11 protein-coding genes are annotated in these 13,259 nt (G+C 68.1%); 4 read left to right on the top strand and 7 right to left on the bottom strand.

Going from position 1 to position 13,259, the window contains the following annotated elements:
* Positions 1 to 35: 35 nt before the first annotated feature.
* Both AC3A57_RS00890 and AC3A57_RS00895 read right to left on the bottom strand, forming a co-directional pair.
* Positions 36 to 2,183 carry a S9 family peptidase gene (locus tag AC3A57_RS00890; RefSeq protein WP_487577144.1) on the bottom strand — a complete coding sequence of 716 codons (2,148 nt, stop codon included), beginning with the start codon at positions 2,181 to 2,183 and terminating at the stop codon, positions 36 to 38.
* Between the two features lie 76 nt (positions 2,184 to 2,259).
* Positions 2,260 to 4,380 (bottom strand): prolyl oligopeptidase family serine peptidase, encoded by a 2,121-nt coding sequence (locus tag AC3A57_RS00895; protein WP_487577697.1) that lies wholly within the window; start codon positions 4,378 to 4,380, stop codon positions 2,260 to 2,262.
* Between the two features lie 1,185 nt (positions 4,381 to 5,565).
* On the opposite strand from AC3A57_RS00895, the gene AC3A57_RS00900 reads away from it, so the two are divergent.
* Complete coding sequence (locus AC3A57_RS00900) at positions 5,566 to 6,018, top strand: MarR family winged helix-turn-helix transcriptional regulator (RefSeq protein WP_487577145.1); 453 nt, start codon at positions 5,566 to 5,568, stop codon at positions 6,016 to 6,018.
* Positions 6,019 to 6,560: 542 nt separating this feature from the next.
* Here the strand turns inward: AC3A57_RS00900 and AC3A57_RS00905 are convergent.
* Entirely contained in the window at positions 6,561 to 6,968 is a 408-nt protein-coding gene (locus AC3A57_RS00905) for a nuclear transport factor 2 family protein (RefSeq protein ID WP_487577146.1), read from the bottom strand.
* A 155-nt stretch (positions 6,969 to 7,123) separates the two neighbouring features.
* Entirely contained in the window at positions 7,124 to 7,912 is a 789-nt protein-coding gene (locus tag AC3A57_RS00910) for an alpha/beta fold hydrolase (RefSeq protein ID WP_487577147.1), read from the bottom strand.
* A gap of 112 nt (positions 7,913 to 8,024) precedes the next feature.
* Between AC3A57_RS00910 and AC3A57_RS00915 the strand changes: the two genes are divergently transcribed.
* On the top strand, positions 8,025 to 8,918 hold the full coding sequence (locus AC3A57_RS00915) for an alpha/beta hydrolase (RefSeq protein WP_487577148.1): 894 nt from the start codon (positions 8,025 to 8,027) through the stop codon (positions 8,916 to 8,918).
* A gap of 56 nt (positions 8,919 to 8,974) precedes the next feature.
* On the top strand, positions 8,975 to 9,838 hold the full coding sequence (locus tag AC3A57_RS00920) for an MBL fold metallo-hydrolase (RefSeq protein WP_487577149.1): 864 nt from the start codon (positions 8,975 to 8,977) through the stop codon (positions 9,836 to 9,838).
* A gap of 405 nt (positions 9,839 to 10,243) precedes the next feature.
* On the opposite strand, the gene AC3A57_RS00925 is transcribed toward AC3A57_RS00920, so the two are convergent.
* From AC3A57_RS00925 to AC3A57_RS00935, 3 genes are all read right to left on the bottom strand, one after another.
* Positions 10,244 to 10,570, bottom strand: coding sequence for a hypothetical protein (locus AC3A57_RS00925; protein WP_487577150.1), 327 nt, complete (start codon positions 10,568 to 10,570; stop codon positions 10,244 to 10,246).
* A gap of 102 nt (positions 10,571 to 10,672) precedes the next feature.
* On the bottom strand, positions 10,673 to 11,593 hold the full coding sequence (locus AC3A57_RS00930; protein ID WP_487577151.1) for a patatin-like phospholipase family protein: 921 nt from the start codon (positions 11,591 to 11,593) through the stop codon (positions 10,673 to 10,675).
* Positions 11,593 to 12,561 (bottom strand): helix-turn-helix transcriptional regulator, encoded by a 969-nt coding sequence (locus AC3A57_RS00935; protein WP_487577152.1) that lies wholly within the window; start codon positions 12,559 to 12,561, stop codon positions 11,593 to 11,595. Before AC3A57_RS00935 ends, AC3A57_RS00930 begins: the two co-directional genes overlap by 1 nt.
* A gap of 89 nt (positions 12,562 to 12,650) precedes the next feature.
* On the opposite strand from AC3A57_RS00935, the gene AC3A57_RS00940 reads away from it, so the two are divergent.
* Positions 12,651 to 13,250 carry a hypothetical protein gene (locus AC3A57_RS00940; RefSeq protein ID WP_487577153.1) on the top strand — a complete coding sequence of 200 codons (600 nt, stop codon included), beginning with the start codon at positions 12,651 to 12,653 and terminating at the stop codon, positions 13,248 to 13,250.
* Positions 13,251 to 13,259 lie beyond the last annotated feature (9 nt).

Below are 13,259 nucleotides of genomic sequence, written 5' to 3' on the forward strand. Positions count from 1 at the left end.
CGGGCGTCGAGGGGCGCGCAGGGCGCCGGCGCGGTTCAGCGCGCCGCCGGCGCGTTGACCCCGAGCTGGTCGAGCATGAAGGCGTACATCTCGGCCTGTTCGCGGTAGCGGCGGAACCGGCCCGACTTGCCGCCGTGGCCGGCTTCCATGTTGGTGCGGAACAGCACCGGCTGCTTGCCCGTGTCCAGGTCGCGCAGGCGCGCCACGTACTTGGCCGGTTCCCAGTACTGCACCTGCGAGTCCCACAGGCCGGTGCCGACGAACATCGCCGGGTAGGCCTGCGCCTTCAGGTTGTCGTAGGGCGAGTACGACAGCATGTAGTCGTAGTAGTCCTTCTTTTCCGGGTTGCCCCACTCGTCGTATTCGTTGGTGGTCAGCGGGATGCTCGGGTCGAGCATGGTGGTGACCACGTCGACGAACGGCACCTGCGACAGGATCGCGCGGTAGCGGTCCGGCGCCATGTTGGCGATCGCGCCCATCAGCAGGCCGCCGGCGCTGCCGCCGTAGGCCGCGACCCGGTCCGGAGCGGCGTAGCCGGCCTCGACCAGTTGCCCGGTGACGTCGATGAAGTCGGTGAATGTGTTCTTCTTGTGGAACAGCTTGCCGTCGTCGTACCACTTGCGGCCCAGTTCCTGGCCGCCGCGGATGTGGGCGATGGCGTAGACCATGCCGCGGTCGAGCAGGCTGACCACGGTGTTGTTGAAGCCCGGGTCGGACGAGGAGCCGTAGCTGCCGTAGGCGTACTGCAGCATCGCCGCCTTGCCGTTCTTCTCGAAGCCCTTCTTGTACACCAGCGACACCGGGATCTTGACCCCGTCGCGCGCGGTCGCCCAGAAGCGCTCGGTGACGTACCGCTCGGGGTCGTAGCCGATCACCGGCTGGCGCTTGAGCAGCTTGCGTTCGCCGGTGCGGGTGTTGAGCTCGTAGGTGGTCGCCGGCGTGGTCATCGAGGTATAGGTGTAGCGCAACCACTCGGTGTCGTGCTCGGAGTTGGTCGACAGGCCCATCGAGAACGCCGGCTCGTCGGCCTTGACGAACTCTTCCTTGCCGTCGGCGCCGAGCAGGCGCAGGCGCTCGAGCGCGTTGGAGCGCTCGGCGATCGCGGTGAAGCCGTCGAACAGTTCGAAGCCCTCGACGAACACGTCGTCGCGGTGCGCGACCCAGTCCTGCCAGTCCTTGCGCGAGCGCGCGCCGTCGGCGGCGGTCACCAGCTTGAAGTTCGGCGCCGGCTTGCCGTCGGCGTCCGGCGCGTTGGTGCGGATCACCCAGCGCCCGGCCAGGTGGTCGGCGTCGTACTCGACGTCGCGCTCGCGCGGGGCCAGGACGAAGAACTCCTTCGGGTCGGCCGCCGGCGCGCAGCGGAACTCGCTGGACACCGTGCTGTGCACGCTGATGCAGATGTAGGCGTCGTCGCGGGTGCGGTCGATGCCCATGTAGAAGCTGTCGTCCTTTTCCTCGTAGACCACCACGTCGCTGGACGCCGGGGTGCCGAGCACGTGCTTCTTGACCCGCACCGTGAGCAGGGTCTCGGGGTCATTCTCGACGTAGAACAGGGTCTTGTTGTCGTCGGCCCAGACCAGGTTCGGCGACACGCCTTCGATGACGTCGGCGTAAGTCTCGCCGGTGGCGAGATTCTTGAAGCGCACCGTGTACTGGCGGCGGCCGACCGCGTCGTCGGCCCAGGCCAGGATCTGGTTGTCCTGGGTCACCGCATAGTCGCCGACGCTGAAATAGCCCTTGTCCTTGGCCATGGCGTTGACGTCGAGCAGGATCTCCTCGGCGCCTTCCATGCTGCCCTTGCGGCGGGCGTGGATCGGGTAGTCCTGGCCGGTCTCGAAGCGGCTGTAGTACCAGTAGCCGCGCTCGCGGTACGGCACCGAGCTGTCGTCCTGCTTGATCCGGCCGACGATCTCGGCGTACAGCGCGTCCTCGACCGGCTTGAGCGGCTGCATGAAAGCGTCGACGTAGGCGTTCTCGGCATTGAGGTACGCCAGCATCTCCGGGTTCTTGCGCTTGTCGTCGCGCAGCCAGTAGTACTCGTCGCCGCGCTGGGCGCCGTGCGGCGCCTTGACCGTGTACGGCTTCTTGGCCGCGTCGGGCGGGGCCGGCAGACCGGCGGCGGGGGCGGAAAGGGTCGTGGTCATCAGGAACGTGGCCGCAAGCGTGAACAGGATCGGTTTCATATGGGGTCCGGGCGCGGGAGACGCAATGGCGGGGGTCGCCGCGCCGCCGCGGCGCGCGCCGCGGCGGCGATTGCGGTCACTTCTGCGACAGCTGTTGCCACAGGAAGGTGTAGGCCAGCGCGTTCATGTGCGCGGCCTGGGCGTTGTTGGCCGCGCCGCCGTGGCCGCCTTCGATGTTCTCGTAGTAGCGCACGTTCTTGCCGGCCTCGAGCATCTTCGCCGCCATCTTGCGGGCATGGCCCGGATGCACGCGGTCGTCCTTGGTCGAGGTGGTGAACAGCACCGGCGGGTAGCTGCGCGTGGGGTCGAACAGGTGGTAGGGCGAGAAGGTCCGGATGAACGACCAGTCGGCGCTGTCCGGATCGCCGTACTCGGCCATCCACGAGGCGCCGGCCAGCAGGTGGCTGTAGCGCTTCATGTCCAGCAGCGGCACCTGGATCACCACCGCGCCGAACAGGTCCGGGTACTGGGTCAGCATGTTGCCGGTGAGCAGGCCGCCGTTGCTGCCGCCCTGCACGCCCAGGTGCGGGGTGCTGGTGATCTTGCGCGCGATCAGGTCGCGGCCGACCGCGGCGAAGTCCTCGTAGGCCTTGTGCCGGTTGGCCTTCAGCGCGGCCTGGTGCCAGCGCGGGCCGTACTCGCCGCCGCCGCGGATGTTGGCGACGACGTACACGCCGCCCTTCTCCAGCCAGCCCTTGCCGATGCTGCCGGAGTAGTTCGGGGTCAGCGAGATCTCGAAGCCGCCGTAGCCGTACAGGATGGTCGGCGCCTTGCCGTCGTAGGCCAGGTCCTTCGGCCGGACCAGGAAGTACGGCACCCGGGTGCCGTCCTCGCTCTTGGCGAAGTGCTGCTCGATCACGTTCCCGGACGCGTCGAAGAAGCTCGGCATGGTCTTGAGCGTTTCCGGCGGCTTGCCGTATTCGGCCAGGGCCAGGGTGCTCGGGGTCAGGTAGTCGCTGGCGCTGAGCCAGACCGCGTCGCTTTCGTCGGCGTCGACCGCGCCGACCATGATCGTGCCGAACGCCGGCGCGCCGACGAACTCGCTGCGCTTCCATTCGCCCGCGCCCGGGGTCAGCACGCTGAGCTTGTACTTGACGTCGTCGAGGACGTTGAGCACCAGGTGGTTGCGGGTCCAGGTCGCGCCGGCCAGCGAGGTGGCGTCGGTCGGCTCGAACAGGCTGACGAACTCGCGCTTGCCGGCCTGGAAGTCGTCGAAGCGCGCGGCGATCAGGCTGCCGGCCTTGTAGCGCTTGCCGCCGGCCTCGTAGGGATCGCGCAGCTCGGCGATCAGCCATTCGCGGTGCACGTACTTGTTGGCCGAATTGGGCAGGTCGATCTTGCTCAGCTTGCCGTCGGCGCCGCGCAGGTACAGCTCGTCGTTGTAGAACGCCAGGGTGCGCTGGACGAAATCGCGCTCGAAGCCCGGCGTGTGGTCGCGGTAGGCGCCGATCATCATGTCGCTGTCGCGGCCTTCGTACACCGGCGTGGCCGAGGCCATCGGCGTGCCGCGCTTCCACAGCTTGACCGTGCGCGCGTAGCCCGAGGTGGTCATCGAGCCGGGGCCGAAATCGGTGGCGACGTAGACGTGGTCGCGGTCGATCCAGTTCAGGCTGCCCTTGGCCTCGGGGCGATAGAAGCCGTCCTTGACCCAGGCCTTGTCGACCAGGTCGAACTCGCGGGTGACGTCGGCGTCGGAGCCGCCGCGCGACAGCGCGATCAGGCAGCGCCGGTAGTCCGGACGCAGGCATTCGGCGCCGTGCCAGACCCACTGCTCGCCCTCTTCGCGGTTGAGCGCGTCCAGGTCGATCACCGTCTCCCACTGCGGCTTGTCCTTGCGGTACTCGGCCAGGGTGGTGCGGCGCCACAGGCCGCGCTGGTGCTGGGCGTCCTTCCAGAAGTTGTAGTAGTGCTCGCCGATCTTCTGCACGCCGGGGATCTTGGCGTCGGAATCGAGGATCGCGCGGATCTGCCCTTCGAGCTGCTTGAACTGCGGGCTGGCGCCGAGTTCGCCCTCGGTCTGGGCGTTGCGGGCGCGCACCCAGTCGAGCGAGCGCTGGCCGTCGACGTCTTCGAGCCAGGCGTGGGGATCGGCGGCGGCGGGGCTGGTCACGGCGGACTCCTTGGCGGGGGCGGCGCCGGCGGCCGTCGCGGCGGCCAGACCCGCTGCGAACAACAACGACTGGCAGGTCTGCGACATCGTGGACATGACGGCTCCGGACAAAGGAAGGCCGCCACGCTAGCACAGCCTCCCAGGGCCTCCGCCCTGTCCAAGGTCACGTAGGGGCTTGCCCAGTCTGGCGCGTTGCCGGGCTGCGGCCGGCGCGGCGCCGGGGCCGGGCCGCGAGCCGAAAACGGCTCCTGCCCAGTTCCCCAGCGTCGCCAGGCGCCGAGCCGAAAGTTCATTGACGACAAGAACTTAGCCGATGGCCTGGCCGCCCTCGCGGTACCGCCGCATCGAATGAGCGCCACCCAGGAGCGTCGTGGCGACAGCGCAGACGGGTCGTCGCGGAGAGATCGCAGGCGGCGGACTACTCGGCCCGGGAACCACAAATCCGGTCTCGGCCACGTTCGCCCCGGAAAACCGCAAGCGCGCTTCCCGGGCCGCGTTCCGAGCGACGACGGCCGATAGCCCTCGCGCCGTCGCGACGCTTCCGGCGGCGCGGCCCCTGGCTTCCCGCCGCCCCACTCGCCCGCCCCGCCGGCCGCCGTGCGCGCGCGGCCCGTTCCGACGATTGGGTCGCCCTGGCGCGCCTTCTCGCCCAGCGCTGTTCGGCCCCGCGGTGGCGGGCACCCTTCGAAGCGGCGGATTCGATGATCCCAGGCCTTCCGCCGCCAACGCGCCAACAGCAGGAAAAGCGCGACTCTGCAATGCCGCGGGCGAAGCCACGCGCGCCCGATCGTGGAAACCGCCGACCGCTGCATCGACGCAGCCGCAGGCCGCGGCAAAGCGGTGAAGACATGCCGCATCGGCCCGTGAACACGCGCCCTGCACCGCTCGGCCGGGCGTTGCGCGAGCCGCTTGCGAACAGCGACAAATCCGATGCCACTCGCTGCCCCGCCGCGTCCGTTCGATGCGCCGCGCCGCGCGAGCGAGCCGAATCCCTCGGCGCTGGCCGTCCAATCGCGCAGGCGGCGAACTGCCCCGGATCCGCTTTCCGAGTCACCGCAAAGGGACGGACAAGGCCGCCCCAAGCGCCCGCCACACGACTTCCGCTTGATTTTTGTTGCGCTACCATGTGCGGCCTGCCGCGACCGCGCGCCCCGCACGACCGGCATCGAACGCACCGCCTGTCGGCTTTTCCGCGGCAACCAGGCGCACCGGCAACCGGCTATATGCCGTCGCCCGACGAATTTGCTTGACAGCGCATAAGGAACCGCCCTCATGTCGGACTACTCCGATGCATCCGCCCTTCTCTGCAACTGCACGGCGATTCGTCAGGCGGCAAGGCATGTAACGCGCTTCTACGACGCTTGCATGGCCGAAGTCGGCCTGCGCGGCACGCAGTACATCATCTTGTTGTTTCTCTCGCGCCGTGGCCCGGTGTCCATGGCCGAACTCGCGCAAGCGGTGGTCATGGACCGCACCACGATGAGCCATAACCTGGAACCGCTAGCCCGCGATGGACTTGTATCGGTCAAGGTCGGCGCAACCGACAAACGCTCGCGAGTGATTGCGCTGACCGCCGCCGGCCGGCGCCGGGTCGAACAAGGACGAGCCGCCTGGCAGCGGGCGCAGGATCATTTCGAGGAAAAATTCGGCCGCGCCCCGGCGCAGAAGATGCGCAAGATGATGGCGGCGGTCGTCGCTACGGAACTGGATCTCGCCGGATCATAGCCGTCGGCGCCAATCGGGCTTGAGCCGACGCCGGGCCCGCGCGCGCCGCTCGGTGCCGGGTTGCGGACCGGCGCGATTTCCCGCAGGCGGCCGGATGCGGATCATCGGCGCATCGAGGAGGAGAGCGGCGAATCGAGACGACATCCGGACTCGTGGCCTCCCCGATACGAGCCGGCGCAGCCATCGAGAGCGTCGCGCGCAGCGGCGCAATCAATGCGGCGTCCGACTGCGGGCGCAAGCGCCGTTACCGCAGGTTGACCGCGGCCCGACGCCGCGGCGGGAGAACCCGGATCGGCGCAGGCGACGCCGATCGCGCCTCGTCGGCTGGCGCGATGCTCGTACCGGACCGGCGGCCGGACGGACCGGCTGGCTCGACAACAGCGGACCAGACCACCGGCGTTGCCGACGCGACGCCTGCGCTGCGGCCGATGGCCGCGATGGGCCGGGATCGTGGACAGGCGTGCGCCGACCACCGAGGTGGCTTGCAGCCATACCCGTCGCGATGTCCGCGACAGCGGCATACGAACCTGCCGCATCCGGAATTATGGATTGTAGAAGTACCCGCTTCCGATGGCCGCCTCGGTCCTCCTGCCCATCTCCTCGGAAAACTTCAGCGCCCCCAACAACGGGCTGTGGTAGATGCCGATGGAGGAGATCGACCCACGCGGGTTTTTTACCAGCACCGTCACGCCTTTGAGCTCGACGCCGCCGAATGCCGTCGCGCGCCAGCGCAGATACGTGGTTTCGCCGGCGCTGTGCTGAGAAGTGAACTCGAGGCTTTCGTACAGATGGCTTGCCTGCCCCATCGTGAACTTGACCTTGTCGCGTCCGCGTATCGGCGCGACGAGGACGGCCGCTTCGAGGACGACGTCCTCGGCAAGGGCCGCAGCGAACGCCTCCGCCGACTTGTTTTGAAATGCGCCCACCCACCGGCCGTCTGTCTCCGCCATGTTCTTCGCTCTCCCGTAAGTTCGACGCTGCGGCCAAAGCACGAGGCCGGCACCTCGCTCCGGAGGCGCGGCCGAAGTCACCGCCAGATTCCGATCCGGCATCCTCCGCTCCCGCCTCGGCAGCGGCGCCTGGCGCCTGCCCGGCCGCGGACAAGCTAGATTTCGGCCAGAAACCGTTCGATCTGCAAGGCGATATCAGCCGGCCTCTCCATATGAGGCCAATGGCCGGCATTGGCGATGCCGACCAAACGCGCGCCGGGAAAGCGCGGAGCGATCGTGGCCGCCATCAACTCCGGGCTTGAGACGCTGTCTTCCTCGCCGGTCATGATAAGCACCGGCGCATCGATGCGGCTTCGCTGATTGCCTTCCGGAACCCCGGTGCTCCAGGCGTTGAAAGCCGATACGACCACCGGCGTCTTGACCTTGAGGCCGATCCGCACCAACCGGTCGAGACTTTCGTCTTCGAGCGAGGGCGAGAACTGGGCCCGAAGGGCGCGCTGGCCCGCTTCGTTTCCGCCGAGATTGCGCATCGCTTCGGCCACTTCCGGCGGCAAGGACAGGCCGCCCAGCGGTATCGGACTCAGCAGGATCATCCCCCTGACGACGGCCGGCCGCGCAACGGCGACAAGCTCGGCGATCTGCGTGCCCATGCTATGCCCGACGATCACGATAGCGCCGCCGATCCGGTCGACGACTTCGAGCACGGAGCGCGCCAGTTCATGCAGATCGCGCGGCGTCGCATCCTCGGCCCGACTCCCCATTCCGGGAAGGTCCGGCGTATATGCCTTCAGCCGGATCCTGGATTGGAGTTCGTCCAACAATGGACGCCATACGCTGCCCTCATCCAGAAACCCGTGCACGAACACCAGGCAGGGTTGCGCGCCCTTATTTTCTGCGAATCCTTTCGCTCCACTAGTCACATTAGTCGCACCATTCACATTCATTTCTCATCTCCTTGCGCAGCACACTCGAATGCTTCATTGACACGTTAGGAGCATATGCACATACTTGGATTTATCGCATACCTACCCACATGTCAACACGGAGGAAAGGAATGTGATATCCAGAACAGAAGTGGCGTTTCCTGTCGAAGGCGGCGTCGATTTGTCGGGCTGGCTGTATTTGCCCGAAGGCCAGGCGCGCCGTCCCGCAGTAACCATGGCGCACGGATACGGCGGCACGCGCGAACACGGCATCGAACGCTTTGCGACGACCTTCGCCGAAGCCGGGTTCGTCGTGTTGCTCCACGATCATCGTGGGTTCGGCAGAAGCGGCGGCAGCCCGCGGCACGATATCGATCCGTGGCGACAAATAGCCGATTGGCGCCGGGCGATTTCCTTTCTTGAAGCCAGGCCGGAAGTCGATCCGGATCGGATCGGCTTGTGGGGCACCAGCTACGCCGGCGGACACGCGATAGTTTTGGGGGCCACGGACCGTCGGCTTCGTTGCGTCGTGGCGCAGGTGCCGACGATCAGCGGATACGAACAAGGGTTGCGGCGAGTTTCGCCCGACGCTTTGCCCGCGCTGGAGCAAATGCTGACCGAAGACGAACGGGCGCAGTTGCGCGGCGAGCCGCTTCGCTACCAGGCCCTTTACAGCGCCGACCCTTCGGTTCCGGCGTCTTATCGCTCCCCGGAAGCCATCGAGTTCTACTCGCAACAGGTGCCTGGCGACACCTGGGAAAACAAGGTCACGGTCCGCTCAACACGCCTTGCGCGGATGTACGAGCCCGGCATCTGGGTTTCCCGCGTCTCGCCGACGCCGCTCATGCTGATCGTCGCGCAGGACGACAAGGTGACGCTTACGGACCTCGAACTCGCGGCCTATGAGCGGGCCCTCGAACCCAAAAAGCTCGTGCTGGTGCCGGGCGGGCATTTTGACCCGTATCTCGCCCAGTTCGACCGCGCGGCCGGGGCGGCAACGCAATGGCTACGAACGCACCTGGGCTGAACACGCCCGGCCAAGCAACCCAACGACTTTGCAGTCGTCAAGAAAGGAACATCGAAATGTCCAATGCGCACACTCCGCAGGCTCCGTTGCAGTTCAAGACGCTTACCAAGAAACGCAACAGCTCCACTCAAGGCGTGCCGCCGGGCAAGGAGGCCCTGGCCTGGGTGACCAACACGGTGACCATGATCCACGGAGCGCGGGATGCCGTCCTGGTCGACACATTTTTGTCGGAACAACAGTCCAAGGAGCTTGCGGATTGGGTGGCCGACAGCGGCAAGAATCTTGCCGCCATCTACGTGACCCACGCACATGGAGACCACTTTTTCGGCCTGAAGCTGCTGCTCGACCGTTTCCCGCAAGCCAAGGCCATCGCAACCCCCACCGTTGCCGCCAAGGTCCGCGACCAGATCAACCCCGAGTTCATCCAGGGTTTTTGGGAAAAGCGCTTTCCCGGCGTGCTTCCCAAAGAGTTCGCGGCTCCGCAACCCTTGCAAGGCAATGAGTTCGAACTGGAAGGCCACAAGCTGGTGATCCACGAAATCGGACACACCGACACCGCCGACACGACCTGCCTGCACGTCCCGTCCATCGACTTGGTGATTTCCGGCGACTGCGTCTACAACAACACTCATCCCTACCTGGCCGAGTGCGACGCCGCCGCGCGCGCCGGCTGGCTTGCGGCCCTGGACCAGATCGAGTCGCTTCGTCCGCGCTGGGTGGTGGCGGGACACGGCGATGTCGACCCGGACCATTCCCCCCGACACATCGAGCAAACGCGCAGGTACATTCTCGACTTCAACCGAGCAGCCGATGCGGCCGCGTCCGCGCGCGAGCTCTATGACGCAATGCTTGCGCGGTATCCGGACTTGGTGAACCCCGGCTCGCTCTGGGGCGCGGCGAACGCCGCCAAGCCTTCCTGAGCGCTCCACCTGCAAGCCCCACGCAGCGGAGCGACGCGTGGGCTTGCAAGTCATCGAGTGCCGCGCAGGAGTGGAGTTCAGCGTTACGCACAACGCCGGCCGCTTGGGTCGCCGCTGGAAGCTAGCGCGCAAGCAGGCCGGCGGACGTCCGCAGCTCATGCGGCTCGAGCCGCATGAGCTGCGGCTGCCGTTATCGGGAGCGTGAGCACCGCGGGGAACACCCGCCATCCGCGGAAGATGGACCGCATGCGGCCCCAGGCCGGATCAGCGCTATTCCTACGGGGAGGCCGCGGTCGTCGGGCCGACGTCGATCCGGCCTGCCTTCATAGTGACAGATCGTGCCGGCGCCGCCGGACCGGATCGGGCGGGCCGGTCGCAGACGCGGATTCCTGACAGCCGATGGGCTCAGGCCGCCCGCGGCCAGGCGCGCACGCCGGCCGGGCCGCGCGCGCGCCGGCGGGCCTGGACCGCGCCGCGACGGCGGCGGCGCAGGCCGGCGGCGACCGGATCGGCCACGCGGCGGGCGCGCAGCGGCAGGGCGAAGCGGTGCAGGGCCCACCAGGCCATCGCGGGCATCGCCACCAGCCACAGCGGCAGCCAACCCAATGCGCCGTGATGGCCACGCGCGGCCGGCAGCATCAGCACCAGCAAGGCGCCGATCGCCACCGCGTAGCGCAGCACGGTGTCCAGTTCGGCACGGACGGTATCGGCGTGGTGGTCGGCGGCGGTCATGGCAGGCTCCGGTAGCGGCTAAAGGGCGTTGAAGCCACCTTCGCCGCGCCACGTCTCAGAAGCTGCGATGCCCCGCGCCGTTCGTCGGCGCTTCGGCCGGGCTCAGTAGCCGGCCTTGTCCAGCGCCTTGTCGGCCTCGGTCCGGCCGAGCGCGATCAGTTCCTTGGCCCGCCAGAACTCGTAGAACTGGCAGGCGTCGCGCGGAATCCGGATCACCAGCTCGGGCGGATCCAGGGCCAGCTGCACCCGCGCGATCTGCGCCTGCATCATGTCCAGCGAGCGCGCCATCAGCTCGCTGAAGCCGAGTTCGTTGGGCCGCTCTTCGTCCTGCGCCGGATCGCTGGCGATCGCGTCGCGGCGCAGCCAGCGGGTCAGCAGCGAAGGCCTGGGCCGGGTCTGCGCGCTCTCGTCGCCGGCCACCGGCAAGGCGCCGGGCGGACGCTCCGGCCAGCCGTGCATGTCGACCGCGATCAGGCGGTGCGCATCGCTCAGGCGGGTGGCGGCGATCGGCAGCGGCGCCAGCAGGCCGCCGTCGACCAGCTCGCGGCCGTGCAGTTCGTAAGGCGGGAACACGCCGGGGATGGCGATCGAGGCGCGCACCGCATCCCACAGGTCGCCTTCGCGCAGCCACACCTCGCGCTGCCGGATCAGGTCGACCGCGACCGCGGTGAACGGCACCGGCAGGTCCTCGATGCGCGGCTCGCCGGTCAGCTCGCGCAGCGCCTGCATGAGTTTCTCGCCGCGGAACAGCCCCGGCTGGCCGATCCCGGGATCGAGCAGGCGCAGCATGTCGGTGCGGCTCATCCGGAACAGCCAGTCGCGGTAGACCTCGAGCTTGCCGGCGGCGAACAGGCCGCCGACCAGGGCGCCGCTGGACGAGCCGGCGACCGCGACGATGCGCAGGCCGCGCGCCTGCAGGGCTTCGATGACGCCGATCTGGGCCAGGCCGCGCGCCCCGCCGGCGCCCAGCACCAGGGCGACCGGTTCGCCGGCGGCGATGTGCGGGGCGTCGGCGCCGGGCATCAGCGTTCGTAGTTGCTCAGCGCCAGTTCCAGCATCGACTTGGCCTGTTCGCGCAGCACCACCGGCTCGACGATCTCGGCGTCGCTGCCGTAATGCATGACGTCCATCAGCAGCTCGCGGCCGGCGCTGTAGGGCACCTTGAGCTCGTAGCGGCCGTCGGGCAGGAAGCGGCCCTGCTGCTGCGAATGCCAGTGCTCGTCGGCGACCCAGCGCGCGGCCTTGGCGCTGAACACGATCGTCGCCCAGCCCTTGGGCGCGCCGGAGAAGATCCCGTAGCTGGAGGCCAGATGGCGGTCGAGCTCGTCGTCGGCGACGTCGCGCGCCGCCGCCTCGCCGACCTTGGCCGCGCTGATCCGGTCGACCGAGAAGCTGCGCAGCGCATCGCGCTCGTGGTCCCAGGCGTCGAGGTACCAGTTTTCGCGGTAGTGGGTCAGGCGCTGCGGCGAGACGCTGCGGCGGGTGCGCTCGTCGGTCGAACGCGCCCGGTATTCGAAGGTCAGCTGCTTGCGGTCCAGCACCGCGGTGGCGACGGTGCGGAACGCGGTCTCGTCGAGGCGGCGGGTGCGGTGCGGGATCACCCGCACCCGCTCCACCGGCAGCCGGCGGCCGCCGGCGTGCTCGTCGAGCAGCTTCTCGATCCGTTGCTGCAGCGGCGCCAGCGCGTTCGACAGCACCCCGCCGCCGCTGCGCATCAGCAATTGCTGGGCGGCGAGCAGCGAATGGAGCTCTTCCGAGCTAAGCCACAGCCCGGGCAGCTCGAAGCGGTCGCCTTCGCTGGTGTCGTAGCGGAAACCGGCCTCGCCGTTGCCCACCACCGGCGCCATCAGGTAGTCGCGCAGGTAGGCCAGGTCGCGATACACGGTCGCGCGCGAACACTCCAGGTCTTCCTGGAGTCGCTGAACCGTGACCGGGTACCGGGCCGCGGTGAGAATCCTGTGCAACGCGTGGATGCGTTCGATACGTTCCATGTCGGCGGGGTCTGGAGGAGGCGGTGGGGACGCAATTAGCATGGCACCGGCCGCTGTCCGGCCGCCACCATCGAACTGAAGGATCGTACGTGATCAAGCCCGCATTATCCGCAACGCCGGCCCGGGCGGCAGTGCTGATCGCCCTGCTCGCCTCGGCGCCGGCCGCGGCCGGCCCCAAGGAAGAGCTGATCGCGGCGGTGGACCGGCTCAACGCCGCTCGCAGCTACCGCTCGGTCATGAGCGCAGACACCGGGCTGACGGTGGAAACCCAGTTCGTCGCCCCCGACCGCCTGCGCGTGCGCATGGGCCAGTTGGGCGAACGGGTCGTCATCGGCAGCACGGTGTACGAAACCTCTGCAGGCAATACGCAAAAAACGCCGATGCCCGGCAACTGGGCGGCGACGATGCACAGCCGGACCAAACTGCTGGGCAGCGAGGCGGGCCTGAGCGTGACCCTGCTCGGCAGCCAGACCGTGGACGGCCAGCCGATCCGCCTGTACCGGGCGGACAACACCCAGCCGCGGATGTCGGCGACGTTCTGGATCGGCGCTCACGGCTACCCCCTGCAGGTCAAGACGACGCTCACCACGGCCAAGAACAAGAGCTATACCTCGACCGTGCGCTACTCGCGCTACAACGATCCGGGCCTGCGGATCGAGCCGCCGGCGATGCCGGCGCCGAAGCGATAGTAGACACCG

It is taken from the genome of Lysobacter sp. Soil_C_15 (assembly GCF_057657315.1).

What these genes read in the sequence shown, in the direction of transcription:
- AC3A57_RS00890 (WP_487577144.1), bottom strand. Translation starts at nt 2,183, where the DNA reads ATGAAACCGATCCTGTTCACGCTTGCGGCCACGTTCCTGATGACCACG.
- AC3A57_RS00900 (WP_487577145.1), top strand. Translation starts at nt 5,566, where the DNA reads ATGTCGGACTACTCCGATGCATCCGCCCTTCTCTGCAACTGCACGGCG.
- AC3A57_RS00935 (WP_487577152.1), bottom strand. Translation starts at nt 12,561, where the DNA reads ATGGAACGTATCGAACGCATCCACGCGTTGCACAGGATTCTCACCGCG.
- AC3A57_RS00920 (WP_487577149.1), top strand. Translation starts at nt 8,975, where the DNA reads ATGTCCAATGCGCACACTCCGCAGGCTCCGTTGCAGTTCAAGACGCTT.
- AC3A57_RS00925 (WP_487577150.1), bottom strand. Translation starts at nt 10,570, where the DNA reads ATGACCGCCGCCGACCACCACGCCGATACCGTCCGTGCCGAACTGGAC.
- AC3A57_RS00895 (WP_487577697.1), bottom strand. Translation starts at nt 4,380, where the DNA reads ATGTCGCAGACCTGCCAGTCGTTGTTGTTCGCAGCGGGTCTGGCCGCC.
- AC3A57_RS00910 (WP_487577147.1), bottom strand. Translation starts at nt 7,912, where the DNA reads ATGAATGTGAATGGTGCGACTAATGTGACTAGTGGAGCGAAAGGATTC.
- AC3A57_RS00905 (WP_487577146.1), bottom strand. Translation starts at nt 6,968, where the DNA reads ATGGCGGAGACAGACGGCCGGTGGGTGGGCGCATTTCAAAACAAGTCG.
- AC3A57_RS00930 (WP_487577151.1), bottom strand. Translation starts at nt 11,593, where the DNA reads ATGCCCGGCGCCGACGCCCCGCACATCGCCGCCGGCGAACCGGTCGCC.